Annotated in this window: 23 protein-coding genes and 1 riboswitch; of the genes, 14 read left to right on the top strand and 9 right to left on the bottom strand. The window is 72.9% G+C overall.

Translation table 11 applies throughout. The annotated features are described in order from the left end of the window. Nucleotides 1-81: 81 nt before the first annotated feature. The 3 genes from ACFQGL_RS08920 to ACFQGL_RS08910 all read left to right on the top strand — a co-directional run bounded on the left by ACFQGL_RS08920 (nucleotide 82) and on the right by ACFQGL_RS08910 (nucleotide 3,166). Nucleotides 82-774, top strand: coding sequence for a hypothetical protein (locus ACFQGL_RS08920; protein ID WP_377508205.1), 693 nt, complete (start codon nucleotides 82-84; stop codon nucleotides 772-774). A gap of 156 nt (nucleotides 775-930) precedes the next feature. Then, entirely contained in the window at nucleotides 931-2,187 is a 1,257-nt protein-coding gene (locus tag ACFQGL_RS08915) for an SGNH/GDSL hydrolase family protein (RefSeq protein WP_377508202.1), read from the top strand. 175 nt (nucleotides 2,188-2,362) lie between these two features. Beyond that, nucleotides 2,363-3,166, top strand: a complete 804-nt coding sequence (locus tag ACFQGL_RS08910) for an alpha/beta hydrolase family protein (RefSeq protein WP_377508393.1) — start codon at nucleotides 2,363-2,365, stop codon at nucleotides 3,164-3,166. 35 nt (nucleotides 3,167-3,201) lie between these two features. On the opposite strand, the gene ACFQGL_RS08905 is transcribed toward ACFQGL_RS08910, so the two are convergent. Further along, on the bottom strand, nucleotides 3,202-3,372 hold the full coding sequence (locus ACFQGL_RS08905; protein WP_377508200.1) for a hypothetical protein: 171 nt from the start codon (nucleotides 3,370-3,372) through the stop codon (nucleotides 3,202-3,204). A 197-nt stretch (nucleotides 3,373-3,569) separates the two neighbouring features. On the opposite strand from ACFQGL_RS08905, the gene ACFQGL_RS08900 reads away from it, so the two are divergent. Both ACFQGL_RS08900 and ACFQGL_RS08895 read left to right on the top strand, forming a co-directional pair. Continuing rightward, complete coding sequence (locus tag ACFQGL_RS08900) at nucleotides 3,570-4,199, top strand: hypothetical protein (protein ID WP_377508197.1); 630 nt, start codon at nucleotides 3,570-3,572, stop codon at nucleotides 4,197-4,199. Between the two features lie 164 nt (nucleotides 4,200-4,363). Continuing rightward, complete coding sequence (locus ACFQGL_RS08895) at nucleotides 4,364-4,735, top strand: hypothetical protein (protein WP_377508194.1); 372 nt, start codon at nucleotides 4,364-4,366, stop codon at nucleotides 4,733-4,735. A gap of 52 nt (nucleotides 4,736-4,787) precedes the next feature. On the opposite strand, the gene ACFQGL_RS08890 is transcribed toward ACFQGL_RS08895, so the two are convergent. After that, entirely contained in the window at nucleotides 4,788-5,717 is a 930-nt protein-coding gene (locus ACFQGL_RS08890; RefSeq protein WP_377508191.1) for a DUF72 domain-containing protein, read from the bottom strand. Nucleotides 5,718-5,891: 174 nt separating this feature from the next. Here ACFQGL_RS08890 and ACFQGL_RS08885 point away from each other — a divergent pair, with 174 nt between their 5' ends. Continuing rightward, nucleotides 5,892-6,395, top strand: coding sequence for a DinB family protein (locus ACFQGL_RS08885; protein WP_377508188.1), 504 nt, complete (start codon nucleotides 5,892-5,894; stop codon nucleotides 6,393-6,395). Between the two features lie 33 nt (nucleotides 6,396-6,428). Here ACFQGL_RS08885 and ACFQGL_RS08880 read toward each other — a convergent pair whose 3' ends face one another. From ACFQGL_RS08880 to ACFQGL_RS08870, 3 genes are all read right to left on the bottom strand, one after another. Then, nucleotides 6,429-8,510 (bottom strand): amylo-alpha-1,6-glucosidase, encoded by a 2,082-nt coding sequence (locus ACFQGL_RS08880; protein WP_377508185.1) that lies wholly within the window; start codon nucleotides 8,508-8,510, stop codon nucleotides 6,429-6,431. Further along, the gene (locus tag ACFQGL_RS08875; protein ID WP_377508182.1) at nucleotides 8,507-8,896 is read right to left on the bottom strand and encodes an SCP2 sterol-binding domain-containing protein; all 390 of its coding nucleotides are present in this window, start codon (nucleotides 8,894-8,896) and stop codon (nucleotides 8,507-8,509) included. Before ACFQGL_RS08875 ends, ACFQGL_RS08880 begins: the two co-directional genes overlap by 4 nt. A gap of 435 nt (nucleotides 8,897-9,331) precedes the next feature. After that, complete coding sequence (locus ACFQGL_RS08870) at nucleotides 9,332-9,841, bottom strand: mycothiol transferase (protein WP_377508179.1); 510 nt, start codon at nucleotides 9,839-9,841, stop codon at nucleotides 9,332-9,334. Nucleotides 9,842-9,920: 79 nt separating this feature from the next. Between ACFQGL_RS08870 and ACFQGL_RS08865 the strand changes: the two genes are divergently transcribed. Beyond that, the gene (locus tag ACFQGL_RS08865) at nucleotides 9,921-10,436 is read left to right on the top strand and encodes a 2'-5' RNA ligase family protein (protein WP_377508176.1); all 516 of its coding nucleotides are present in this window, start codon (nucleotides 9,921-9,923) and stop codon (nucleotides 10,434-10,436) included. A 207-nt stretch (nucleotides 10,437-10,643) separates the two neighbouring features. Next, nucleotides 10,644-10,829 carry a hypothetical protein gene (locus ACFQGL_RS08860; protein WP_377508173.1) on the top strand — a complete coding sequence of 62 codons (186 nt, stop codon included), beginning with the start codon at nucleotides 10,644-10,646 and terminating at the stop codon, nucleotides 10,827-10,829. Between the two features lie 15 nt (nucleotides 10,830-10,844). Here ACFQGL_RS08860 and corA read toward each other — a convergent pair whose 3' ends face one another. Next, on the bottom strand, nucleotides 10,845-11,975 hold the full coding sequence (gene corA / locus ACFQGL_RS08855) for a magnesium/cobalt transporter CorA (RefSeq protein ID WP_377508171.1): 1,131 nt from the start codon (nucleotides 11,973-11,975) through the stop codon (nucleotides 10,845-10,847). A 212-nt stretch (nucleotides 11,976-12,187) separates the two neighbouring features. Here corA and ACFQGL_RS08850 point away from each other — a divergent pair, with 212 nt between their 5' ends. From ACFQGL_RS08850 to ACFQGL_RS08830, 5 genes are all read left to right on the top strand, one after another. Next, nucleotides 12,188-14,143, top strand: coding sequence for an APC family permease (locus ACFQGL_RS08850; protein WP_377508168.1), 1,956 nt, complete (start codon nucleotides 12,188-12,190; stop codon nucleotides 14,141-14,143). An 85-nt stretch (nucleotides 14,144-14,228) separates the two neighbouring features. Beyond that, nucleotides 14,229-14,340: riboswitch (SAM riboswitch) on the top strand. Between the two features lie 32 nt (nucleotides 14,341-14,372). Then, nucleotides 14,373-14,513 carry a hypothetical protein gene (locus ACFQGL_RS08845; RefSeq protein ID WP_377508165.1) on the top strand — a complete coding sequence of 47 codons (141 nt, stop codon included), beginning with the start codon at nucleotides 14,373-14,375 and terminating at the stop codon, nucleotides 14,511-14,513. A gap of 99 nt (nucleotides 14,514-14,612) precedes the next feature. Beyond that, nucleotides 14,613-15,485 carry an ABC transporter substrate-binding protein gene (locus ACFQGL_RS08840; RefSeq protein WP_377508162.1) on the top strand — a complete coding sequence of 291 codons (873 nt, stop codon included), beginning with the start codon at nucleotides 14,613-14,615 and terminating at the stop codon, nucleotides 15,483-15,485. 45 nt (nucleotides 15,486-15,530) lie between these two features. Further along, nucleotides 15,531-16,313, top strand: a complete 783-nt coding sequence (locus ACFQGL_RS08835; RefSeq protein WP_377508158.1) for an amino acid ABC transporter permease — start codon at nucleotides 15,531-15,533, stop codon at nucleotides 16,311-16,313. After that, nucleotides 16,310-17,053 (top strand): amino acid ABC transporter ATP-binding protein, encoded by a 744-nt coding sequence (locus tag ACFQGL_RS08830; protein ID WP_377508155.1) that lies wholly within the window; start codon nucleotides 16,310-16,312, stop codon nucleotides 17,051-17,053. Before ACFQGL_RS08835 ends, ACFQGL_RS08830 begins: the two co-directional genes overlap by 4 nt. Nucleotides 17,054-17,092: 39 nt before the next feature. On the opposite strand, the gene ACFQGL_RS08825 is transcribed toward ACFQGL_RS08830, so the two are convergent. The 3 genes from ACFQGL_RS08825 to ACFQGL_RS08815 all read right to left on the bottom strand — a co-directional run bounded on the left by ACFQGL_RS08825 (nucleotide 17,093) and on the right by ACFQGL_RS08815 (nucleotide 23,490). After that, a complete protein-coding gene (locus tag ACFQGL_RS08825; protein ID WP_377508152.1) occupies nucleotides 17,093-18,400 on the bottom strand; it encodes a hypothetical protein in 1,308 nt (435 codons plus the stop codon). 81 nt (nucleotides 18,401-18,481) lie between these two features. Beyond that, nucleotides 18,482-20,050: a Na+/H+ antiporter gene (locus tag ACFQGL_RS08820; RefSeq protein WP_377508149.1), complete on the bottom strand. Its 1,569-nt coding sequence runs from the start codon at nucleotides 20,048-20,050 to the stop codon at nucleotides 18,482-18,484. A gap of 116 nt (nucleotides 20,051-20,166) precedes the next feature. Further along, nucleotides 20,167-23,490 carry a BTAD domain-containing putative transcriptional regulator gene (locus ACFQGL_RS08815; RefSeq protein ID WP_377508146.1) on the bottom strand — a complete coding sequence of 1,108 codons (3,324 nt, stop codon included), beginning with the start codon at nucleotides 23,488-23,490 and terminating at the stop codon, nucleotides 20,167-20,169. Nucleotides 23,491-23,642: 152 nt separating this feature from the next. On the opposite strand from ACFQGL_RS08815, the gene ACFQGL_RS08810 reads away from it, so the two are divergent. Continuing rightward, a complete protein-coding gene (locus ACFQGL_RS08810; RefSeq protein ID WP_377508143.1) occupies nucleotides 23,643-24,521 on the top strand; it encodes an alpha/beta fold hydrolase in 879 nt (292 codons plus the stop codon). Nucleotides 24,522-24,624 lie beyond the last annotated feature (103 nt).

Below are 24,624 nucleotides of genomic sequence, written 5' to 3'. Positions count from 1 at the left end.
TTCGCCGGTACGCTGACCGGCGATCGCGCCGGGCGTGGAGCCCGGTCCCGGGGCGGCAGGACCGACCGTGGGGAGGCCATCGTGCTGGGCGGTACGACTCGCGGCGCACGGGGCCTCGGCACGCCGGCTCGGCGGTGGCTGCTCGCGGGCACCCTGCTGGCCGGGCTGCTCGCCGCCGTTGCGCTGACCGCGGCGGCGGCCCCCGACGACCGGACTTTCGCCGCACTCTCGGACACGGTCCAGAGCCTGATGTCGGTCCTGACGCCGCTGTTCGGCGTCCTGCTGGTGCGCGACCTGCGCCGGGCGCCCGACGCCGTCCCGGTCCTTTCCACCGTGCTCGCGGTGGTGCTGCCGGCCGTCGTGATCGGCGTCGTCGGGGTGCTGATCTGCGCGGCGACGCTGGCGCTCACTCCGGCCGACATCGCCGACGAGCCCTGGCGGTACGCCGGGACGGTCGCGGTGGGCAGCGTGCTGGTGCAGATCGTCGCCGGTCTGGTGGGCACCGGGCTGGGCCTGCTGCTGCGCTCGCCGGTGGTCGCGTTCCTCGCCACGATCGTCCTGCCGCTGGCCCTGTTCGCGCTGCTCGGCGGCATGGACGCGCTCCGGGCCGCGCAGCCGTGGCTCACCCCGTACGGCAGTGTGCGCAACCTGCTGTCCGGCGAGATGAGCCTGCTGCGGTGGGTGCAGTGGCTCTGCGTACTGCTGATCTGGGGTGTCGGTCTGAACGCCGCCGGCGCGGCGCTGCGCGAGCGGCGCGACCAGCCCGTCCGCTAGGTTCTCGGCCGCCGCTCCGCCCGCCCGGTCGCCACCAGCGCGGGTGTGTCACTCATTGAACGATTCTGTTACGGGCCATTGACGCCCGTCGCACGTGGGTGATCTGATCGCGCTCTCAGAGAATCTTTCATCTTTCGATGGATGGATGGGGGCCAAATGCCCAGGATCCGGCGTACCGCGCTCGCCGCGGCACTCACGATCGTCACCGCCGCGTTGTCGACAGCCGTCGCGCTGCCCGCACCCGCGACGGCCGCGCTGCCCACCGCCGCGGTGGCGCTCGGCGACAGCTTCATCAGCGGCGAGGGTGCCGGGGCGTACACCCCGGTGGTCGACGTCAACGGCGTCACCCAGGGCTTCCCCGGCTGGACGGCGGCGAACAACAACGCGTACTTCTGCCACCGCTCGGCGAACGCCTCGCTGAACCAGGCCAACCTGCCGGGCATCCAGGCCCGGTTCAACCTGGCCTGCTCCGGCGGTCAGCCACACGACATCGCGACCGCCTCCGTGCAGCGGCCGAACGGCCGTACCGTGGCCTCGCAGATCGACCAGCTGCGCGCGGTCGCGCAGACCAACGACATCGACCTGGTGCTGCTCGGGCTCGGTTCCAACAACAGCTCGTTCACCTTCGGCAGTGTCGCGGAGAAGTGCGCCAACCGGTTCATCGCCGACGCCTGGACGGGCTGGTGGGAGTTCTGGGCGTACCTGAACGGGCCGGTGGAGCAGAAGCCGTGCACCGACGCCGACCTGGCCACCTCGGCGCAGCTCAGCGCCGCGACCGCGGAGACCACCGCGGCGGTACGCCAACTGCTGACCACGTTGGACCAGGTGGACGCGGACGGGCAGCACCGAATCGTGTTCCAGGACTACACCAACCCGCTGCCGCTGGACGTCAACCCGACGTACTACGAGGAGGACGGCCGCGACGACACCCGGGACAAGTTCCGTGACCTGGGCGCCGAGCGGTACGCGGCCGGCTGCCCGATCCACCGGGCCAGCCTCGCGCCGGGACACCGCTTCTCCCAGGGCCTGGGCACGCTGGTCAAGTCCACCCGGGACGCCCTGGCCGCCGAGTTCCCCGCCGCCGACCTGGTCTACCTGAACGTGCAGCAGGCGTTCAACGGCGCCCGGCTCTGCGAGTCGGCCGGCAGCCCGACCGGCGCGTTGGCCACCCCGATCCGGCTCCAGGACGGCGCGACCGGCACCTTCGTCACCAGCCTCGCCGGCAAGGACAAGATCGCCATCCAGCGGATCGCCAACACCTGCGTGAGCTACTTCCAGACCTGCCAGGAGTCGTGGCACCCGAACGCCGTCGGGCACCAGGTGCTCGGTCAGTGCCTGAGTGGCGCGGCGGCGACCGCCGCCCGTGCCGTCTCCTGCGTCCGTGCCGGAAACGGGACGATCACCGTCTCCTGAACGGCATCGTCACCGGAGGCCCCGCCACCTCGGCGGGGCCTCCGCCGTGTCCGGCCACGACGGCGCGCGGCACCGACGGCTACCCGTCGGTAACGTCGGCCCGTAAGCTGAGCCGGTGAACGGGGACCCGGAGTACGCACAGGAGTTCGTCGACGTCGACGGCGGTCGGCTCGGCATGCAGGTGTATCCGGAGCCGGCCGGGCCGGCCGGCGCCCCGGTGGTGGTGATCTGGCCGGCGATGGGGGTACGCGCCCGCTACTACCGGCCGTTCGCCGCCGCGCTGCGATCCGCCGGGCTGGCCGTGGTCGTCGCCGACCTGCGGGGCACCGGGGCGAGCACCCCCGCGCCGAGCCGCGCCGACCGGTATGGCTACTCCGAGCTGGCCAGCGACGTGGGCGACGTGCTGAGCGCGCTCAAGCCGCGGCTGGACGGGCGTACCCGGCTGCTGCTCGGGCACTCACTCGGCGGGCAGGCCGCGCTGCTGCACCTCGCCCTGCACGGCAGCGCCGCGGTGGACGGGTTGGCGCTGATCGCGGTCGGTGTCCCGCACTGGCGAAGCTACCCGGGCGCTCGCGGCCTGGGGGTGCTGCCGTACACCCAGGGGATCGCCGCCACCGCCGCGCTGCTCGGCGTCTGGCCCGGCTGGGGCTTCGGCGGCCGGCAGGCGCGCGGGGTCATCCGGGACTGGGCGTACACCGCGCGGACCGGCCGTTTCCCCCGGCTCGACGGTACGGACACCGAGGCGGCGGTACGCGCGGTGCGGACGCCGGTGCTGGCGGTCAGCGTGGACGACGACCAGTACACGCCGCACCCCACGATGGACCACCTCTGCGGAAAGCTCACCGGAGCGCAGGTGACCCGGCAGCGGTACACGGTGGCGCAGGCGGGTGCCCCGCTGGACCACTTCAGCTGGGTCCGTGCGAGCGCTCCTCTGGCGCGGCGGGTCGCCGGCTTCGCCAGCGACCTGCCGCCCCGCTGAGCCGTACCGACCGGGCGCCGAGTGGCCCGGCCGGGTCAGTCGTCCTGGTCCAGCGGCACCAACTCGTCGTCACGCTCCACCCGGATCTCGCCGTGCTTCTTGCGTGGCGCGACCTCCGCCGTGTTCTTGTGCGGGTCGTTGTCCGGGTGCATGAGCACCGGATCGGTGGTGCCGGTCTTCTCGCGGCTCTCCTCGGGCTGTGACATCCCGTTCCCCCATTCGTCAGCGTCGGTCGGGATCTACCCGCCACCGACCGGACGACTCCTGCCGTCGGCGGTCCGCCGCCATACCGGGCCTGATGTCCGCGTTGTGCCAGGTCAGCCACCGATCGGTCGGCCCGGGGCGGGTTAGCCGCCCGGGCGGCGGGTAAGCCGCAGCGCCCGACACGGCGGAAGGGGATCAGATGTCCGAACGGCATACCGCACTGCGCTCGATGCACGATCTGGGTCTGGCGGCCTGGTTCGGCGGCTCCCTCATGGGAGCGCTCGGCGTCAACAGCGCAGCGGCGAAGATCAGCGATTCGACCCAGCGGCTCCCGGTCGCCTCGGCAGGGTGGTCCCGGTGGACCCCCGTCAACGCGGCCGCGATCGGTGCACACCTGGCCGGGGCGGTCGGCGAACTCGTGACGGAGAGCCCACGGGTGGCCACCCAGTCCGGCGTCGCCAGGGTCAGCACCGTCAAGACGGCGCTGACGATCGGCGCCCTCGCGGTGACCGCCTACAGCCGATTGATCGGCATGCGGTTGCAGAAGGCGGGTGGCCCGTCGGTGAACGGGACCACCGAACCCAACCTGCAGACGCCGGCCAACGTGGCGTCCTCACAGCGGCAGATGAAGCTGCTCCAGTGGGCGATTCCGGCGCTGACCGGGACGCTGGTCGTGGTCACCGCGTACATGGGTGAGCAGCAGAAGCCGGGCCAGGTCTTCCGGGGCATCCTCGGGCGTACCGGTGGGCTCGCCAGCGCACCCAAGGCGATCGTCAAGATGGCCGGCATGAGCAACGGCAAGCGGCCGATGGCGATGGCCGGGCGCTGAGCGCTGAGCCGGCCGGAATCCCGCCGACCCTTTGACGGCGGGGTGCCGGCCGGCCCCGCGCGCCCCGGACGCACGACGGGGGTACGGCACGCGCGGCCCGGGCAGATCCGGCCCGGGGACGGCAACCGTCCGCCAGTAGCGGCGGACCGACGAGCGAGGTGGCCATGACGGCGTACGACGGACGCACTGGTGACGGCGACCGGCTGGAGCCGGAAGCGATCCAGCCGTGGGGCACCGGCGACGGCTTCGACGCCGACGCGCCCTGGGGCGCGGACGACGACTCCCCGATGGACGAGGGCAGCGAGGAGACAGCGGTGCCCGAGGGCCGGCGCGGGGAGCGCCGCGCGGGCGCACCGGCCGGACGGTCCGGCCCGGCCGGTCGACACGGCTTCGGCTCGGTGGAGCCGACCCGTACGACGATGGCCGGCCCGGGCGCACCGCCGGACCCAGCGCCCAGCGGGCGGTCGTTTCCGGACGACGCGGACGTCGGCGAATCCTCGCAGGACGCGCTGCGCACTCGGGGTCGGCGCTCCTAGCAGCACCGCTGTCTGCGCGCCAGGCGAACGGCGGCGACCGGTGCGGGAGCCGTCAGCCGGTCGATCCGGCTCGGGCCGGGACGGCTGGCCGATCGACCTCGGCCCCGATCATGGTCTCGGTGAGCACCTGCGCGAGCCGGGTGGCGTCGCGCTGCGCCTGACCGGCGCAGCAGTTGTTGAACAGCACGTGCAGGTCGTCGGTTGGGCCGGCAAGCTCGGCGAGCCGTCCCGCCCAGTGCCGTAGCTCCTGCTCGGCGTACGCGTAGCGGAACTTGTCCTGCTTGTCGCCCGCACGCCAGGCGGTGCTGTGCCCGTGGAACCGGACGATCGCCGGCTCCGCCGTGGCGGTCAGCAGCGGAGGCACCGACGAGGTGTGCCCCTGCGGCATGTCGACGCAGACCAGTGAGAGGTCGTGCGCGCGCAGCAGGGCGAGGGTGTCGGGCGTGGCCCGGCTGTCGAACCAGGAGCCGTGCCGCAGCTCCACACCGACCCGCCACGGACGGCACCGCTGTGCCAACTCGGTGATCCGGCGCTCGGCGGCGGCAGTGCGCGCCAGCCAGGGCGGGAACTGCAGCAGCACCACACCCAGTTTGCCGGCGGCCGCGATCGGGTCCAGCGCCGCCCGGAACCGGGACCACAGCTCGTCGTACGTCCGCTCCGGCAGGTCCCGGCGACGGACCCGGCTCGGGCCGCCGGCCGGGCGCAGGTCGCGGGGCAGCACCGCGACCGAGGTCGGGTGACCGGTGAAGAGGCTGAACGCCTTGACGTCGAACGTGAAGTCGGCCGGCGTCGCGTCGACCCAACCCGCGGTGACCTCCGGGGCCGGGATGGCGTAGTAGGACGTGTTCACCTCGACCAGTGGGAACCGGCCGGCGTAGAACCCGAGCCGGCCGGCCGGCGTGTTGGCCGAGCGCGGGTACCACCCGGAGCGCAGCAGCGACTGGTCGGCCCACGAGGACGTGCCCACCTTGATCACACCCATGTCGTTCAGTGGACCCCTCAAGACGAGGATCGGCAACCGCTGGCGACGTAAGGAAGGGACCCTTCCTATACCGCAGGCGTTAATAAGGTGCCCTTCCTTGGCTCGTGTCGAGCCGGGAAAGTGTCGGTGCCGCGTCCTACGCTGGCGCCGAGACCTCGACCGAAGGACGGCACCATGACCAGCACCGAGCAGCTCACCGGCGAGCGAGCCGACCTGTTGCAGACCCTGCGCAGGCACCGCGGGTTCCTGCTGCACACCGTCGACGGGCTCACCGACGAGCAGGCGGCCACCCGCACCACCGTCAGCGAGCTCTGCCTCGGCGGCCTGATCAAGCACGTGGCCGGCACCGAGCAGCGGTGGATGCTTTTCGCCGTCGGCGGCGCTGAAGCGATGGAGCGGGAGCCGATCGACTGGGTCGGTCAGTTCCGGATGGCGCCGGGCGAGACCCTGGCCGGGCTGGTCGAGCGGTTCCAGTCGGTGGCCGACGAGACCGACGAGCTGATCGCCGCTCTCGACCTGGACAGCGCGCACCCGCTGCCGGAGGCGCCCTGGTTCGAGCCGGGAGCGAGCTGGACGGTTCGCCGGGTCGTGCTGCACCTGATTGCCGAGACGTCCCAGCACGCCGGGCACGCCGACATCCTGCGCGAGGCGATCGACGGCGCCAAGACCATGGGCTGAGCCCTTCCGCGCCGGCCCGGCGAGCCGCCCGAGTCAGCGCAGACGGCTCCGGTGGCCACGGCCGGCCGATCGGTCCCGGCCGTACGCGTCGGAGTGGCCCCAGCGGCCCGGGATGTCGAGCAGTTCGATCCGCCCGAAGCCCTCGGGCAGGGCCGGGTTCACCAGCAGGTTGTCGCCGGTGGGCCGCAACCCGAGCAGGGTGCCCAGCAGCATCAGCAACGCGCCCGACGACCACGACTGCGGTCGGCCGGCCGAGGGCAGTTGGACGGGATACTTCGTCAGGCTGCGGTCGTAGCCGGCGATCAGCTCGGGCACCGCCCCGCCGAGCGTCTGCGCCATGTCGAAGATGCCGTCCGCGATCCGGGCCGCCTGCGCGTCGAAGCGGTAGTGCCGCAGGCCGGCGGCGATCAGCGCGTTGTCCGACGGCCACACCGCCCCCAGGTGCGAGCCGACCGGGTTGTACGGGCGCTGCCCGGCCGCGAAGGTGCGTACCCCCCACCCGCTGAACAGCCGCGGCCCCACCAGGTGCTCGGCGACCGCCTCGGCGTGGTCGTCGGCGACGATCCCGCTCCACAGCAGGTGCCCGATGCTGGAAGACAACGCGTCGACCGGCTCGCCGTGCGGCCCGAGCGCCACCGCGTAGTACTCCCGGTGCGGCAACCAGAAGTCCCGGTTGAACCGTTCCTTCAGCTCGGCCGCCTCGCGCTCCAGTCGGTCGGCGTACGCGGGGTCGCCCCAGAACTCCCGGGCCAGCCGGGCTCCACGCCGCTTCGCGTCGTACGCGTAGCCCTGCAACTCACAGGTGGCCCGGGGAAACTCGGGCTGCCACCCGTCGACGTCGGTGATCGCGTCCCCGGAATCCCTCCAGCTCTGGTTCACCGCGCCGCGGCGCTCGTTGCGGCGCTGGTAGCGCACGTATCCGTCGCCGGTGAGGTCGCCGAACTCGTCGATCCAGTCCAGCGCCATCCGGGCCGGGTGGCGTAGCTCGTGGACCAGGTCCGCGTCACCGGACCAGCGCTCGTACTCGTCGAGCAGCACGACGAACAGCGGGGTGGTGTCCGCCGCCCCGTAGTATAATGCGCTCGGCCGCTCACCGAACGCGGCCGACTCGCCGTAGCGGAGCTGGGCCAGGATCTTGCCGGGCTCCTCGTCGTGCTCGTCGTCGAGCTGGCCGCCCTGCAACAGCGCCAGCATCCGCAGCGTCGCGGGGGTCAGCTCCGGGGTGAACGCCAGGGTCTGCAGGCAGGTGATGATGCTGTCCCGTCCGCAGAACGCCATTGCCCACGGCAGGCCGCCGACCGGCACCCGGGCGCTGTACGCCAGCGGCACGTACCGCAGCGCCGCCAGGTCCGCGAGGCTGCCCTGGTAGGTCTCCTCCAGGCCGTCCCGTTCGGCCACCAGCTGTGGGGCCCGGTCCAGCCAGTCCGCCAAATCCTCGCGCATGTCCCGGCGTACGTGCTGCCGGTGCGACTCCAGGTCGCTGCGCAGGTCCCGGCCGCCCTCACCACGGATGGTCATGGCGACGTGCAGGTCGGTCTCCCACGTGCCCTCGGGCGCGATCCGGATCCGGAACGTCATTCCCCGCTCGTCCACGTCGGCCGGGGCGGTGCTGCGCACGGTCGTCTCGCGGACGAACCGCTCCCGCTCGTAGCGCAGCAGGAGCTGGCGACGCGCGGAGTCGGCGGTTACCTCGACGACCCGGTGTCGCGGGTTCTGGACGTCGACGGCGCTGGCGAGGTCCGCGACGTCGGCGAAGTCGTTGCCCATCTCCATCCGCACGGTGAACTCGACCGGCTGCGCCGAGTGGTTGAGCACCGTGATCCGCTCGTTGAAGCTGTCGTCGAGCGAGCGGTGCCGGATCACCGACACGTCAGCGTCGACGTAGTGGCTCGCCGTGCCAGGGACCAGGAAGAACCGGGTCTCGAAGTACGTCATGTTGTCGCGCGAGAGCGCGTTGAGCCGCTCCCCGTCCACGCTGAGCAGCCAACGGGACAGGAAGCGGGTGTCGAACGAGAAGAGGCCGACCGGATCGTCCGGGTTGACCTCCACGTCGCCCTGCGCGTCGCTGATCGCGAAGGCGTTGCCGGCGATCACGTGCACCAGTTCCTGCCTCACCGGCGCCCGTCCCGCCCGGCCAGCGCGGCCTGACCCAGCTCGCGCGGGTGGCGGGCTCCCGCCGGCCCCGGGAAGATCCGCCGCAGCAGCATCAACAGCCGCATGTTGCCCTGGACGGTCAACTCGTTGCGCAGCAGCGCCTCAGCCAGGTGTGTCTGGCCACTCGCCAACCGGTCGAAGACCTCCCGATCGGCACGAACCACCAGCTCGGCGTCGTCGGACGACCGGGTCACCTGGACGTGCTGGTCGGCGATGGTCAGATACCAGTGCTCGGTCCAGCCGTCATGGTGCGCGTCCAGCCGCATCGACCCGCTGGTCGTCTCCGGCAGGTCGGTACGCCGGCCGCCGCCGAGCCGGTCCAGGTATTCCCCCACCGTGCTGCCCATCGACCCTCCCCTGCTCCCGGGAAGGATCACCCGCGCCAGGGTGAGGCCGGCTCACCCCGACCGGGTGACGCCGACCGCACGGTGGCGAGTCGAGGCGGTGCCGGCCGGCGGCACGCGCACCGGAGAGCCACATACCTCAGAGTCATATTTATGCCTCAGAGTCATAAGGCTCAACACGAACCTGCCCGCCGACCGGGCAGCGGGTGTTGATTCCGATATGCCCGTGTCGATACGTGGTGCGCGGTGCGCCCGATGGCCAAGATCCGCGCAACTACAGGGAAAGTGCTGGCTGCGGCGAGCGGGAGGCAGCACTTTCGCTTAGCCAGCAAAACGTCACGGCCCCGGCCGTCAACCAATGGCTCGACGCCTCGGTGTTCGTCGACCAAGTGAGACCGCCGTGCCCCGACTGCCGGCCGACGCCGAAGCACCCGGTAGTCAGCGCGCCGCGAGCAGGCCTCGGACGTACGCGGCCTGGCCCGCGTGCTGCACGTCGTCGTCGACGATGCTGACCAGGCGCACCCCCAGGGTGACCGGCGGGTCCCAGGACTCGTCGACGATCTGGTCCAGATCCGCCGGCTTCAGGCCGGCCAGGAATGGCCCGGTACGCGCGGCGACCGCCTCGTAGTAGTCGAGCAGCGCCTGCGCGCTCTCCGGGAGCACCGCCGCGACCTGCTCGGGCGAATGCCCGTAACCGGTGTTGTCCGGGTCGGCGGCGAGCCCGAAGCGGTCCGCCCAGTTCCCGCTCACCCAGATCTGCTCGGCGTCGAGCAGGTCGGCGATGTGGTGGTCCTGGACGCGGGTCAGGTGCCAGACCAGCCAGCCGATCGAGTTGGCCTCCCGGCCCGGTGCCCAGCGCAGCTGCTCCGGGGTGAGCCCGTCGACCGCCGCGCGGACGAGGTCAGGCAGCCGGTCGTACGCCTCGGTCAACAGGTCACTCACGTCCACGGGGTGCGCCTCTCGGGTAGGTCTGTCAGCAGGTACCGCCGAGTCAGGGCGGTCAAACCTCGGCCGCTACCGTGATCATGTGGTCGCGGCGTTGGAGCTGTATCTGGACCCGGACGCTACCCGGCGGATCCGGGTGCTCTGGGACGCGCTGGAGGCCGAGGGCGTGCAGAGCATGCGTTCGCTGCTGGAGCAGCGACACCGCCCGCACGTGTCGCTCGCGGTCGCGCCCCGCTTCGACCCCGAGCAGGTCGCCGAGGCGCTGCGCGGGACGCTCGTGGCAGCCCCACTGCGACTCGACTTCCAACACGCCGGCCAGTTCGTCGGCCGGGTGCTGTGGCTCGGCCCGACGCCCACCCCGGAGCTGCTGGCCCACCACCGGCTGGTGCACGACCGGCTCGCCGCCGCCGGTATCGGCCTGGTCGAGCACTACCAGCCGGGGCGCTGGGTGCCGCACTGCACGCTCTCGATGCGGGTGCCGAACGTGCTGATGGCCGCCGCGGTACGCCGCTGCCTGGAGGTGTTGCCGATCTCCGCGACCGTGGTCGGCGCGGCACTCACCGACCACGCCCGGGGCATCGCCCACCCGCTGCCCTGACCGGCCGTCCCCTCGCCGGGCAGCGCGACTGGCCCGGCAACAGTCGGGAAACCGAAAACATGCGGTGCGGACGCGGCCGGCCGTGGGATGGTTCGGGGTGGATGCCGTTCCGGTAGCCGCCTACCCGCGCGCGTGGGCGGCCCGGCAGGTGGCGCGAGTGCACGCCCGCGCGCTGCCCGGGACGGCTTCGACGAGGAGGCAGTGCCCATGCAGGCTCAACGCAGACCCCCGCGGACGGAGCGGAGCCAGGCCCGGGACGACCGGACCGGTGGCGGGATGACCGGGGCGGCCACGCCGCTGACCATCTGGGCCGCGGCGGTGCTGCTCGGCCGGATCGGTGCCGACGAGGACGACGTCGAGGACGAGCGGCACATCCTGCGCGGCATCGAGTGACGTACGGCCGTACGGTCACAGCCAGCCGCGCCGCTTGAAGACCAGATAGAGGGTGCCGCAGACCAGCGCCATCAACAGCAGCGCGAACAGGTATCCGTAGCGCCAGTTCAGCTCCGGCATGTGGACGAAGTTCATGCCGTACACGGTGCCGATCAGCGTGGGCGCGAACAGGATCGCCGCCCAGGACGAGACCTTCTTCAGCTCCTCGTTCTGCGCGTAGCTGGCCGCGGTGAGACTGCGCATCTCCTCGTTCTGCTGCTGCGACACGAGGGTGGCGTTCACGGTGAGGATGTTCTGCAACAGGTGCCGGAAGCCGTCCACCCGTTCCACGACCTGGGTGAGGTGGTCGGTCACGTCGCGCAGGTAGCGGCGCAGTTCCTCGTCGGTACCGTAGCCGCCCGCGCCGGCGGCGAGCGCATCGAGGACGTTGAGCAGCGGGCGAGCGGCCCGCTGGAACTGGATCACCTCGCGGCTGAGCCCGTAGATGCGCCGGCTGGCGTTCGGGTCGCCGCCGAAGACCTCGGTCTCGATCTCGTCGATGTCGTTCTCCAGGCCGGCCACCACCGGCGCGTACCCGTCGACAACCTGATCCAGGATCGCGTACAGGACCGCCTCCGGGCCCTGCCCGAGCATCTGCGCGTCGGCCTCCATCCGCCGCCGCACCGCCGCCAGGTCCGGTGCCTCACCGTGCCGGACGGTGACCACGAAGCCGGGCCCGATGAACAGGTGCAGCTCGGAGAACTCGACCTCCTCCCGCAGGTCGTCGTAGCGGGCCGCGCGCAGCACGACGAAGAGCGTGTGGCCGTACCGTTCCAGCTTGGGCCGCTGGTGGGCGTTGATCGCGTCCTCCACCGCGAGGTCGTGCAGGCGGAACTCGCGGGCCAGCGAGGTGATCTGCTCGATGTCCGGGCGGTACAACCCGATCCACGCCATCGCGCCGTCCTGCTCCTGCAGGCAGCGGTACGTCTCGGCGAGTCCCGCCGGCGAGGCGAAGCGGTGCCCCCGGATGTAGACGGCGCTGTCCACCAGGCCGTCGGTGGGCGGGGCGGTCGGCTGCGCCGGTTCCCGCTCGTCGGCCCGGGGTTCGTGCTCGTCGAGCTGGCGGCCGAAACCGCCACCCGGGCGGAAGCGACGGCCGCCGACCATGACCCGCTCCCTCCCCCGCCGAACGTCCGCCCCGGCCGTCCCGGCCCGTCCGGACCGGTCCGGGCGGGCTCGCCGGGAGGCGCTGCTTCCCCCCTGCCTCCGGCCCGAAACCCTCCGACGCGCCGCGCGGCGGGGCCCGCAGCCGGCGGGTTCCGCGCACCGGCGGACGGACGGGCCCCGGCGGGCGGATACTCGCGGTGACCATGGGCGGGATGACGGGGGAAGCGCCGATGGAGGTCGGGGGGCGTGCCGGCCGGCTGCGGCGTTGGCTGCTCGCCGGCGATTCGGAGCAGCCGCGCGAGCAGGGCCCGGGCGGTCGGCCGCCCGAGCACCGGCACCATCCGTGGTGGAAGGTGATGTGCCTGACCGGCGTCGACTACTTCTCGACGCTGGGCTACCAGCCGGGCATCGCGGCGCTGGCCGCCGGTGCGCTCTCCCCGGTGGCCACCCTCGTGCTCGTACTGGTGACGTTGCTGGGCGCGCTGCCGGTCTATCGGCGGGTGGCGGTGGAGAGCCCGCACGGCGAGGGCTCCATCGCGATGCTGGTACGCCTGCTCAACTACTGGCAGGGCAAGCTGTTCGTGCTGGTGCTGCTCGGTTTCGCGGCCACCGACTTCATCATCACCATCACCCTCAGCGCGGCCGACGCGACCGCGCACATCGACGAGAATCCGTTCCTGCCCGGCTTGTTCAAGGGCCACGAGGTCCTGATCACGCTGCTGCTGCTGGCGCTGCTCGGCTCGGTGTTCCTCAAGGGATTCGGCGAAGCCATCGGCATCGCCGTCGTCCTGGTCGCCGTCTACCTGTCGCTGAACACGGTGGTGATCGCCGTCGCGCTGTGGCGGGTGGCGACGCATCCGAGCGCGGTCGGCGACTGGAGCACCGCGTTGACCACCGGGCACGGCAATCCGCTGCTGGTGGTCGGGCTCTCCCTGTTGGTCTTCCCGAAGCTGGCGCTGGGCCTGTCCGGCTTCGAGACCGGCGTGGCGGTGATGCCGAGCGTGCGCGGCGACCCGCAGGACTCCGAGGACCGACCGCTGGGCCGGATCCGCGGCGCCCGCCGGCTGCTCACCACCGCTGCCGTGATCATGAGCGTCTTCCTGCTGACCAGCAGCGTGACCACCACCGTGCTGATCCCGGCCGACGCGTTCGAACCGGGTGGGCCGGCGAACGGCCGGGCCCTGGCGTTCCTGGCACACGAGCACCTGGGCGGCGTGTTCGGCACGATCTACGACCTGTCGACCATCGGGATCCTCTGGTTCGCGGGGGCCTCGGCGATGGCCGGGCTGCTCAACCTCGTACCCCGTTATCTGCCTCGTTACGGGATGGCGCCGACCTGGGCGCGGGCCGTCCGGCCGCTGGTGCTGGTCTTCACCGCGGTGGCGTTCCTGATCACGGTTCTCTTCAAGGCCAGCGTGGACGCGCAGGGCGGTGCGTACGCCACCGGGGTTCTGGTGTTGATCACCTCGGCGGCGACCGCCGTGACCCTCGCGGCGCGTCGGCGGCATCAACGCGGCCGCTTCGTCGCGTTCGGGATCATCGCGGTGGTCTTCGCCTACACCACCGCCGCGAACGTGGTGGAACGTCCCGACGGTGTGAAGATCGCGGTCTGCTTCATCGCCGGGATCATCCTGGTGTCGCTGCTGTCCCGGCTGCTGCGCACCTTCGAGCTGCGGGTCGACCGGGTGCAGTTGGATCCCGAGGCGACCCGGCTGATCGACGAGCGCGCGGGCCGACGGATCCGCCTCATCGCGCACGATCCGGCCACCCGGGGGGCAGCGGAGTACCGCGACAAGCTCGCCCAGACCGTCGCGGACAACGACTTCCCGGGCGACAGCGACGTGATCTTCGTCGAGGTGACCGTCAGCGACCCGTCGGACTTCGAGACCGAACTGCTGGTACACGGCGCCGTGGCGCACGGCCGGTACCCGGTGCTCAGCCTGGCCAGTTCCTCGGTGCCGAACGCGCTGGCCGCGCTGCTGCTGGAGATCCGCGACCGGAGCCGACGCCGCCCGCACATCTACTTCGAGTGGACCGAGGGGCCCCCGGGCCGCAGCATCCTGCGCTACCTCGCGTTCGGGCAGGGCGAGAACGCCCCGGTGACCCGGGAGATCCTGCGCCGCCAGGAGCCCGATCCGGCCCGCCGCCCGCACGTGCACGCCAGCTGACTGCCGGCTGGTCGCCCGTGGCGGACGGTGAGCGTGGTCATAACGACTGGACGATCCGCCGGCCCCGGCTGCTAACCTCGGCGCAGGTCATGAGTGCCAGCGCGAAGCCCCGGCTCGCTGGCCGGCAACCCTCCTCCGCGGTGGGGTGCCCCGGGTGAAGACCAGGCACCGGCACGACGTCGGTGCAAGCGTGGCCTGGCACCCAGGTCAGCACAGACCCGGGAGACCCATGCGTATCCTCAGCACCGCCCCACCCGCCGACGCCGCGACTCTGCGCGCCGATCGGCTCCCGCCGGCACTGATCCGGCGGCGGCACGTGGACATGATGCGGGTGTGCAGCGCCGTCTGTCGCCGCCGCACCGCGCACTAGCGCACCCCTTTTCCCGAACCATTCCAGCGGTACGCCCACCGGGCGCACCGTCGGCGGCGCACGTCCGTGCCCGCCGCTGCGCAACCTTCGGAGACACCTGTGCGATTCCTTCCTGCCCTGACCCGCGCCGCTGCCCTCGGCGCGGCCACGATCCTGGCCGCCACCGCGCTCACCGGCTGCGGCGACGACAGCTCCACCGACACCGCCGGCAACCCGTACGGCCTGGCGCAGGCGGGCGTGCTGCGCGCCGGCACGCTGAGCGACGCCCCACCGAACGTGTACCTCAAGGACGGCAAGTTCACCGGCTTCGACAACGACCTGCTCGCCGCGGTGGCCGGCAAGATCGGCCTCAAGGTCGAGTTCGTCGGAACCGACTTCTCCGCGCTGCTCTCCCAGGTCAACAACCACAAGTTCGACGTCGGCAGCTCCTCGATCACCATCACCGAGGCGCGGAAGAAGACCGTCGACTTCGGCAACGGCTACGACTTCGGCTACTTCGGCCTGGACGTCCCGGCCGGCTCGCCGATCACCGGCTTCGACCAGCTCACCGGCAAGCGGGTCGTCGTGGTGCAGGGCACCGTCCAGGACGACTACGCCACCGGCAAGCAGCTCAACCCGGTCCGGGTGCCGGATTACAACGGTGCGATCAACCAGCTCAAGGCGGGTACCGCCGACGCCTGGATCGCACCGGCGGAGATCGGTGAGAAGTCGGCCGCGGACAGCGGCGGCAAGATCACCGTGGCGGCCAAGCAGCTCAGCCCGGCACCGACCGCGTACGCCGTGGCCAAGGGCAGCGACAAGCTGCGCGAGGCGCTCAACAAGGGCCTCGACGAGGTGATCGCGGACGGCACCTGGAGCAAGCTCCAGGCGCAGTACTACCCCGGCCGGCCGATCCCGGCGGACTTCAAGCCCGGCAGCGGCGCGGTGGCGCCGTCGGCCGCGCCGTCGGCGTCCGCGTCGGCCGCTTCCTGAGGCACGACCGGTGACGAGCGAGCGGGGCGGTAGGAGAGGCGACCGATGGATCCGTTGAGCACCCTGTGGGAGACCTTCTTCGACTGGGACGCGATGCGCGCGGCGCTGCCCGAGATGCTGACCGTCGGGTTGCCCAACACGCTGATCCTGGCGGTCTCCGCCGCCCTGCTCGGCTCGGTTCTGGGGCTGCTGCTGGCCGTCGCCGGCATCTCCCGCAGCCGGTGGTTGCGCTGGCCGGCGCGGGTCTACACGGACGTGTTCCGGGGGCTACCGGCCGCGGCGACGATCCTGCTGATCGGCGTCGGGCTGGCGCCGCTGGGCATGCAGGTCTGGGGACCGGACCCCTACCCGCTGGGCATCCTGGCGCTGTCGCTGATCGCGGCGGCGTACATCGGGGAGATCTTCCGCTCCGGCATCCAGTCGGTGGAGGCCGCCCAGTTGGAGGGCGCGCGGGCGCTCGGCTTCTCGTGGGCCGAGGCGATGCGGCTGGTGATCGTTCCGCAGGGCATCCGACGGGTGCTACCGGCCTGGGTGAACCAGCTCATCGCGTTGATCAAAGACTCCAGCCTGGTCTACTTCCTCGGGCTGGTGGCCAGCCAACGGGAGCTGTTCCGGATCGGGCAGGACTACGCGGCCACCACCGGCAACGAGTCCGCGCTGCTGCTGGCCGGGCTCTGCTACCTGGTGCTGACCGTGCCGCTGACGCACGCGGTCAACTGGATCGACCGACGGCTGCGGCACGGTCGGCCGGCGACCGCGCCGGCCGACGACGACGGCGACGACACCGAGTTGGCGTGGTCCGGCGCGACGGAAGGGCAACCGCGATGAGTACCGGCACGAGCACCTCGGTCAGCCTCGACGTACACGACGTGCACCTGGCCTTCGGGCCGAACCGGGTGCTGCGCGGCGTCGACCTGGCGGTCCCGCGCGGCGCGACGGCCTGCGTGATCGGGCCGTCCGGGTCGGGCAAGTCCACCCTGCTGCGCACCATCAACCGGCTGATCGAGCCAGACCGCGGCGACGTGCTGCTGGACGGGCACAGCGTGCTGCGCGACGACCCGGACGCGCTACGCCAACGCGTTGGCATGGTCTTTCAGCAGTTCAACCTCTTTCCGCACATGACCGTGCTGCGCAACGTCACCCTGGCGCTGCGCCGGCTGCGCAAGCTCGGTGAGGACGAGGCGGTGGCGATCGCCCGGGCCCAACTGGAGCTGGTCGGACTGGCCGCTAAGGCCGACGCGCGGCCGGCGCAGCTCTCCGGCGGTCAGCAACAGCGGGTGGCGATCGCCCGGGCGCTGGCGTTGCGGCCCGAGGTGATGCTCTTCGACGAGGCCACCTCGGCGCTGGACCCGGAGCTGGTCAAGGGGGTGCTCGGGGTGATGGCCGACCTGTCCTCGGCGGGTATGACCATGGTGGTGGTCACCCACGAGATGGGCTTCGCCCGGCAGGTCGCCGACACCGTCGCCTTCATGGACCGGGGTGTGGTGCTGGAGGCCGGGCCCCCGGAGGCGATCTTCGAACAGGCCACGCACCCCCGGCTGCGCCGATTTCTCGCCCAGGTGCTCTGAGTCGCACCGACGGTGCTCGACCGGCAGGCTGGCGGGTGCTCAGCCGGCCTGCCGGCGCAGGTGCTCGGCGAACGCCTTCAGATTGCCGAGCAGCAGCAGGATGGCGTTGCGGTAGGCGACCGACGCCCACAGGTGTAGTTCCTCGTCGTCGAGCCCACCGAACGCCAGCGACAGGGCCTTGCGTCGACGCCGGTCGAGCACCTTGTGCGGGCGGGCGAGGAGGTCACCCTCGCGGCGCAGGGCCTGTAGGTAGGCGGCCACGGCGTCCTCGTAGTGCCGACCGGCGACCCGCTCCAGCAGGGTGAACTCGAAGACGTTCAACGCGGCCTCGGCGTCCCAGTAGGCACTGTCGCGCACCGGCGCGCCGACCTGGTGCCGGCCCATCGCATGCCGAGCCTCGAAGAGCAGCAGCACACCCCGACCGGTGGTGCTCAACGGCCGGCGGGGCGCCGGCAGCCGCAGCGTACGCACCGGCGCCGCGCGGGTCAGGTCCACCGCGCCGCCGTACGTCGGCATCCGCTGCGCCCCCGCCGTCGGGTCCGGCACCAGACAGGCCCGCTCCTGGTAGGCCAACGGCCCGTCGCCGGTGAGCCCACGCATCGCCGCATCGTGCAGCTCGGCCAACGGCCGGTCGTCCGCGGCGTCGTCCGGCGCGAGGGTCAGGACGAGACCGTTGGCACCGGGCACCGGCACGCCCAGGGTGCAGGAGGTGCGCAGGAACGCCCACGCCGCCGCCACCTCGCGGACCCCGCTCGCCACGGCCTGGGCGTCCGCCCGCCAGTCCCGCGCGATCCGCAGCCGCTGCTGCAGGTCCGCCGTCGCGGCCCCGTCGTGCGGGTACAGCTCCCGCACCGCCCGGGGCAGCGCACCGAGGCGTACGTCCAGCAGGTCGCCGCTGGGGGCGGGCATGGCGTGCGTCGAGCAGTCGGCGTCGGTGTGCGGGTCGCCGTTGACCGCGTGGCAGTCACCGAGCCAGCTCGCTCCGCGCTGGCCGCCCGGTCGGGCGAACGCCAGGTGCGGCAGCCGACCGGTACGCAGCACCGTCTCGTACTGCGGTCGGCTGCGCATGGTCCGCAGCACGTCCAGTGGCAGCACCGGAGCCAGCGCCACCACCGCGGCCAGGATCGCGCAGTGCGGGCAGGCCGGCCCGTCGACGTCGTGGATCCGGTAGCGACGCAGATGGTCGAGGCCGGGCTGTTCCCACTGCACGCCGATGACGCCGTCGTCCTGCGCCATCAGGTAGAGGAACTCGGTCACACCGCGTTCCCGGGTGACCGCGATCAGCTCGTCGAGGAACTCCCGCACGGTGACCACCCGCGGGCCGGCATCCGTCGCCCCGGCGGTCATCGGCATCCCCCTCGCGGACCTGGCGCATCGACCGGCACCACCGTACCCGGCGGCGAGGTGCCCGACCGACCCGTGCCGCGCTCAGTCGTTGGGCCCGCGGCCCAGCAGCCGGATCTCCTCGTTGTCCAGCGCGGCCTGCAGGTCCTGCAGCACGATGTCGTCGATCTCCCGGTTGTCGCGCAGGCGGGTGACCTCCCGACGTTTGTGGGCCAGTACGCCGAGGCGTAGCTGCCGTTCGAGGCGGCGCTCCTCGGCGGTGCTCCCGCCGCCCTCGTTGACGTCCTCCAGGTGACGTTCATACTCGGCGCGCAGCCGCCGTATCGCGTCCTCCCCGGCGCCGACCTCGGCGGCGACCTGGGGCAGCATGTCCAGCCCCACCTCGGTGGCCCGCCGTCGGGCCTGCCGCAACTCGCTGGCGCGCCCGGGGTCGCCGGTCATCCCCGCCCAGCGCACCACCAGCGGCAGGGTGGTGCCCTGAATAAGCATGATCAGCACGATCACCAGCGCGGTGACGAAGACGATCAGGTCACGTTCGGCCACCGGCCTGCCCGCAGCCGCCGTCGTCGGCACCGCCAGCGCGGCGGCGAGCGAGACGGCGCCTCGGAAGCCGGACCAGCCGGCGACGGTGCCCACCCGCCAGCCGTTCGGCTGCCGGCCCAGCACCCGGCTGTGCAGCAGCTTCGCCGATTCGATGAAGAGGTAGATGAAGGCCAGCCGAGTGCCGACGACGACCACGGTGACCACCACGACGATCATCAACGCCCGGCCCGGCGAGGTGCTGGTGATGCCCCGCACGGCGCGGGGGATCTGCGAGCCGAGCAGCACGAACAGCCCGCCGTTGATCAGGAACGTGGACAGGTCCCAGAACGCGTACGCCAGCACCCGGGACCGGGCGCGGATCACCCGGGGGCCGGCGTACGCCAGCACGAGACCGGCGACCACCACCGCCAGTACGCCGCTGGCGTGCACGACCTCGGCGAGCAGGAACGCGCCGAACGGCGTCAGTACGCTCAACGCGCCCTCACGCAACGGATCATCGAGCCGCTTGCGGATCAGCACCACGATGGCGCCGACGACCAGACCGGCGAGCACACCGCCGGCGGAGGCCCCGACGAACTCCTCGCCGATGCCGAGCGGACCCGCCGATGCGTGCTCGGTGAGCAGGCCCACGGTCACCGCGAAGAGCACCAGGGCGGTGCCGTCGTTGATCAGGCTCTCCGCGTGCAGGGTGGTCAGCAGGCGCCGGGGCAGCCGTTTCGCCAGGCCGGTGACCGCGGCGGCGTCGGTCGGCGCGAGGACCGCGCCGAGCACCCAGGCGGCGGCGGGATTCACCCCGAACGCCTGCGCGGTCATCGACACGGTGACCGTGGTGAGCACCACCAGCACCACCGCGAGCAGCCCGATCGACGGCAGGTTGGCGCGGATCTCGCGCAGGCTGATGGTGAGGCTCTCCCGATAGAGGATCGCCGGCAGGAAGATCACCAGCACCAGGTCCGGCTCCAGGGTCAGCTCGGACAGCGGCGGCGCCAGCCCGAGCAGCACCCCGAACGAGATGAGCAGGACCGGCGGCGCGACCCGGTACCGGCCGCCGAGTGTGGTGCCGATCAGGACGGTGCCGCCCAGCGCCACGATCAGGACGAGCACCTCCACGGCGTACCCCCTCGATCGACGGCCGACGGTGAGCGCGCCGGTGGTTCCATCTGACCGCACCCTGCCGCCCGCGTCGCGGGGATCCGGTAAGTCGCCCCGGCCGGAAGCGCCGCCGCTCAGACCGGGGAGGCGGCGATGCGGGCGGTGACGATCCCGGCGGTACGGCGGTAGACGGCCGCCTCCTCGGCACGGCCGAGGGCGGCGGCCAGATCGGCGAGGTGCCCGGCCACCGGGCCGACGGTGAGCACCCCGCTGCCGGCGGCCAACTCGTCGGCGGCCGGCCGGAGGTCGGCGGCGACGCGTTCCATCGCAGGCCGGTCGCCCAGGACGACCGCCGCCCGCGCGGTGAGGCAGAGCCGCGCCTCCCGCAGCAGGTCGTGCGGGCCGTCCGGAAGGCTCCGCAGGGCCGCGCCGGCGGCGTCGCGCCGCCCGGCCGCGAGCAGCAGCAGCGGTCGGACCCAGGGCTCGTGCGGACCCCAGTCCAGGCTCCCCCACTCCTCGCCGGCCGGCCCGGGGATCGGGCGGTCGTCACCGTCGGCGTCGGCCAGCCGAAGGCCGAGCAGGGCGAGCGGGAGCAGCCCGTTGGCCAGGCCCGGCATCCCGTCGACGGGCAGCCGCTCGGCAGCCGCCCGGTACGCGTCCGCCGCCGCGCCGGGCTCGCCGTCGAGTGCCAGGCGCAGCGCGGCGTACCACCGGGTGAAGACGCCGACCAGCGGTAGCTCGTACCGCTGGGCGAGGCGGTCGGCGGCGCGGGCGTGGTCGTCGGCGCTGGCCCGGTCGGCCAGCGCGCAGCTGGCCTGCACCAGGACGAGGTGACCCAGCACCTCGAAGGTCACCAGTTGGTGCCGGGCGGCAAGGTCGACCAGTTCGGCCCCGAGCCGGGCCCGCTCACCGGCCAGACCGACGCGCTCGAAGGCGTGCATGAAGCGGGCGTTGAGCGCGAAGGCCAGCAGCCCGGGGTCTCCGCTCACCCGGGCGATCGTCTCGGCCTCGACCGCTGCACGACGACCGCGGTCGGTGGTGGTGCCGCGCAACTCCAGCGCGATGGTGCTCAGCAGCCGGCCACGCTGCACCGAGCCGTGCTCGTCGAGTGCGGCCAGGGCCTGCTCGGCGGCCCGGACGATCCGCCCGGACAGCTGGTCGTCGTCGTTGCGGGTCCAGATGGCGGGCACGTCGAAGCCGGCCAGCACCTCCCCGATCAGCCGGGGGTCGCCGGCGGATTCAGCCTCGGCGATCGCCTCGGTCCGACGCTGACGCGCCTCGGACAGCCGGCCCGTCACGGCCAACGCGCGGCCCAGCCCGAGCACCGCGCTCAGCCGCGCCCCTCGCTCGGTCCCGCCGGCCCGGTCGTACGCGTCGACCGCCTGCCCCCACAGACGGGCCGCCTCGTACGGATTACCGCCCCGTTCGGCCCGCTCAGCGGCGGTACGCGCGTAGGCCGCGGCCTGCCCGGCGGCGACCGGTCCGCCGGCGCGCAGCAGGTGGTACGCGAGCGCGGCGGGATCGTCGGGTCGGCGTTCCCGCAGCGCGTCGGCCACGGCGGCGTGCCAGGCCGCGCGACGCGGCGCGGACAGCTCGGCGTAGAGCGTGTCGCGGACCAGGATGTGGGTGAACCGCAACTGCCCGTCGGGCTCGGTCTGCGTGAGGAAGCCGGCCTGCAACGCGCGGTCCACGGCGTCCAGCACGGCCGTCGGGTCCCCCGCCAACGCGCCGAGCACCTCCGGGTCGAGGTCGCGGCCCAGCACGGCCGCCTGCCGCAGCACCGTCCGGGTCGACTCGGGTAGCTGCGCCAACCGGTGCCGGATGACGTCACGCACACCGGGCGGCACCGCGGCCAACGCCGCACCACCATCGCCCGCGTACAGCTGGGCCAGCTCGCGGACGAAGAACGGGTTGCCGCCGCTGCGCTGGTGGATCAGCCGCACGGTGGGTGCGGCCAGCTCGGCCCCGGCGACGGCGTACGCCAGCTCGCCGGTCGCCGACTCGGACAGGCCGGCCACGTACTCCCGGACCGGCTCCAGCCCGGCGGCCCGCGCGAGGGTCGCGGTCAGCTCGGGGCTGATCTCGGTGGCCCGGTAGGTGCCGAGCAGCAGCACCGGCCCGGTGGCCGGCTGCGGACCGGTGAGCAGGGCGATCAGCAGGTCCAGGGTGTCGCCGTCGGCGCGGTGCAGATCGTCGAGGACGAGCAGCACCGGAACCCGGTCGGCGACCGCCGTGACGAGCGATGCCACCGCGCGATGCCGACGGAACCGGGCCACCGCCGGATCGCCAGCGGCCCCGGTCTCCCCGAGCGCATCGTCGCTCCCGTCGGCCGATGCGAGCTCGGCCGGCCCGGCGAGCGCGTCGGTGATCTGCGTCCACGGCCAGGCGGCCGGTGCGCCCTCGTACTCCGGGCTGCGACCCCACGCCGTGCTCCAGCCCTCCGCGGCGAGCCGTCGGGTCAGCGCCTCGGCCAGCGCGGTCTTGCCGGCACCCGGGTCGCCGCTGAGCAGGGCGAGAGTGGGTCGGCCGTGCCGCAGTGCTGCTTCGGCGGCCCGCCGCAGCCGGTTCAGCTCCGGCTCGCGGCCGACGAACGGACGCTCCGGCGCCGGTCCCGGCCCGTCCGCTCGAACCGGGCCGGTCAGATCCGGGGCGGCGGGTTCGACCGGCCGGTTGAGGTGCGGCGCCTGGGCCAGGATGTCGGCCTCCAGCTGCCGCAGCGCGGGGCCCGGGTCCACGCCGAGCTCGGTCACCAGGACATCTCGGGCCTGGCGCAACGCGGCCAGCGCCTCACCCTGCCGGCCGGAGCGGTACCGGGCGAGCGCGAGCAGCCGCCAGGCGTCCTCCCGCAGCGGATGGCGGGCGAGTTGGGCCGGTAGGTCGGCGGCGGCCTCGTCCGGCCGCCCCAGGGCCAGCAGCGCCTCCGCCCGCCGCTCGACGGCGAGCATCCGCAGCTCGTCCAGCCGGTTGATCTCCGCGACCGCCCAGACCTCGGCGGCGCAGTCGGCGTACGCGGGCCCGCGCCAGAGCCCGAGCGCCGTGTCCAGCGCGTTCAGGGCGGGTGTGGGACGTCCCGCCGCCAGCAGCCGGCCCGCCTCGCCGACCGCCGCCTCGAACCGGCCGGCGTCCAGCGCGTCCGGGGCGACCCGCAGCACGTACCCCGGTGGCTCGGTGACCAGGAGCCCGGACGGCTGCCGGGGCGGTCGGTCGGGCTCCAGGGCCCGACGCAGGTCGGCGACGAAGGTCCGGATCGCGCCCACCGCGCCATCCGGCGGCGTTTCCCACAGGTCGTCGACGAGTCGGTCCACCGGCACCACCCGGCCCCGGGCGATCAGCAGCCGGGCCAGCACCGTGCGCTGACGGGGGCCCCCGAGTGGGACGGGCCCGCGCCCGGTCCCGGCGGTCACCGGCCCGAGTACGCCGAACGTCACCGCCACGGGTGCCGTCGGCTGCCTGGTCATGGCACCAATCTAGGCGGCCACACGGTGACGCCCCCGGTCCGCCGGCACTGATCCGACGCTGATCGCCCGCTGATCACGCAAGGGCAGGCTCGACGACGTACGACGGCCACGGGCCACCGCCCCCAGCCGACCGCTCACCAGAAAGGTTCCTCGTGGAGCCCAGGATCACCGGATTCGACTACCGGCGCGTCACCGTCGCCGACGGCGTCACGCTCAACGCCGCGGTGGCTGGTTCCGGCCGCCCGATCGTGCTGCTGCACGGCTTCCCGCAGACCCACCTCATGTGGCGGCACGTCGCGGCCGACCTGGCCGCCGACCACACGGTCATCTGCCCCGACCTGCGCGGGTACGGCGACAGCGACAAGCCCGTCGACACCGACGGCACCGGGTACGCCAAGCGCACGATGGCCGCCGACATCGTGGCGCTGGCCGGTGCGCTCGGCCACGAGCGCTTCGCGCTGGCCGGGCACGACCGGGGCGCCCTGGTCGCGTTCCGGGCCGGGCTCGACCATCCGGAGGCGATCAGTCACCTCGCCCTGCTCGACGTGCTGCCCACCCTGGACATGTGGGGCGTGCTGCACGGCAGCGCCGCCGCGGTCGCGTTCCACCTGTACCTGATGGCGCAGCCGCCCGGCCTGCCCGAGGCGCTGATCGGTGCCGACCCGGACGCCTTCTTCAGCCACTTCCTGGACGCGTGGGCCCGTGATCCGGACGCGCTGCCCACCGACGTACGGGCCGCCTACCTGCGTGCCTCCCGGGCCGCGGTCACCTCGATCGTCGCCGACTACCGGGCTTCGGCGGGGATCGACGTCGACCACGACACCGCCGACCGTTCGGCCGGTCGCCACCTGCGCATGCCGGTCAGCGTGCTCCAGCAGGACTGGGGAGCGGCGCTCGGTTACGACGCCGCCGGGCTGTGGCGGGCCTGGGCACCGGATCTGGCGCACCAGACCGTCACCTGCGGGCACTACATGGCGGAGGAGGCGCCGGCCGAGGTGGTCCGGGCGCTTCGCACCCTGCTCACCCGGTAAACGAACGGCCGCCCGTGGCCCGCGCGTCGGCAGCGGCCGGCGGGTCGGTCGGATCGGGGTGGGTCAGCGCCGGATCGGTCGCGCGGCGTCGGTCGCGCCGGGA

This window comes from Micromonospora vulcania, assembly GCF_042658605.1.
GTDB lineage: Bacteria > Actinomycetota > Actinomycetes > Mycobacteriales > Micromonosporaceae > Micromonospora > Micromonospora vulcania.
The sequence above is the reverse complement of the archived record's forward strand: the minus strand, read 5'-3'. Positions and strand labels throughout refer to the sequence as shown.

Coding starts and splice junctions, on each gene's coding strand:
- ACFQGL_RS08850 (WP_377508168.1), top strand. CDS start 12,188: ATGACGGGGGAAGCGCCGATGGAGGTCGGGGGGCGTGCCGGCCGGCTG.
- ACFQGL_RS08830 (WP_377508155.1), top strand. CDS start 16,310: ATGAGTACCGGCACGAGCACCTCGGTCAGCCTCGACGTACACGACGTG.
- ACFQGL_RS08845 (WP_377508165.1), top strand. CDS start 14,373: ATGCGTATCCTCAGCACCGCCCCACCCGCCGACGCCGCGACTCTGCGC.
- ACFQGL_RS08890 (WP_377508191.1), bottom strand. CDS start 5,717: ATGGGTGTGATCAAGGTGGGCACGTCCTCGTGGGCCGACCAGTCGCTG.
- ACFQGL_RS08885 (WP_377508188.1), top strand. CDS start 5,892: ATGACCAGCACCGAGCAGCTCACCGGCGAGCGAGCCGACCTGTTGCAG.
- ACFQGL_RS08915 (WP_377508202.1), top strand. CDS start 931: ATGCCCAGGATCCGGCGTACCGCGCTCGCCGCGGCACTCACGATCGTC.
- ACFQGL_RS08895 (WP_377508194.1), top strand. CDS start 4,364: ATGACGGCGTACGACGGACGCACTGGTGACGGCGACCGGCTGGAGCCG.
- ACFQGL_RS08875 (WP_377508182.1), bottom strand. CDS start 8,896: ATGGGCAGCACGGTGGGGGAATACCTGGACCGGCTCGGCGGCGGCCGG.
- ACFQGL_RS08860 (WP_377508173.1), top strand. CDS start 10,644: ATGCAGGCTCAACGCAGACCCCCGCGGACGGAGCGGAGCCAGGCCCGG.
- corA (WP_377508171.1), bottom strand. CDS start 11,975: ATGGTCGGCGGCCGTCGCTTCCGCCCGGGTGGCGGTTTCGGCCGCCAG.
- ACFQGL_RS08835 (WP_377508158.1), top strand. CDS start 15,531: ATGGATCCGTTGAGCACCCTGTGGGAGACCTTCTTCGACTGGGACGCG.
- ACFQGL_RS08900 (WP_377508197.1), top strand. CDS start 3,570: ATGTCCGAACGGCATACCGCACTGCGCTCGATGCACGATCTGGGTCTG.
- ACFQGL_RS08815 (WP_377508146.1), bottom strand. CDS start 23,490: ATGACCAGGCAGCCGACGGCACCCGTGGCGGTGACGTTCGGCGTACTC.
- ACFQGL_RS08905 (WP_377508200.1), bottom strand. CDS start 3,372: ATGTCACAGCCCGAGGAGAGCCGCGAGAAGACCGGCACCACCGATCCG.
- ACFQGL_RS08825 (WP_377508152.1), bottom strand. CDS start 18,400: ATGACCGCCGGGGCGACGGATGCCGGCCCGCGGGTGGTCACCGTGCGG.
- ACFQGL_RS08910 (WP_377508393.1), top strand. CDS start 2,363: ATGCAGGTGTATCCGGAGCCGGCCGGGCCGGCCGGCGCCCCGGTGGTG.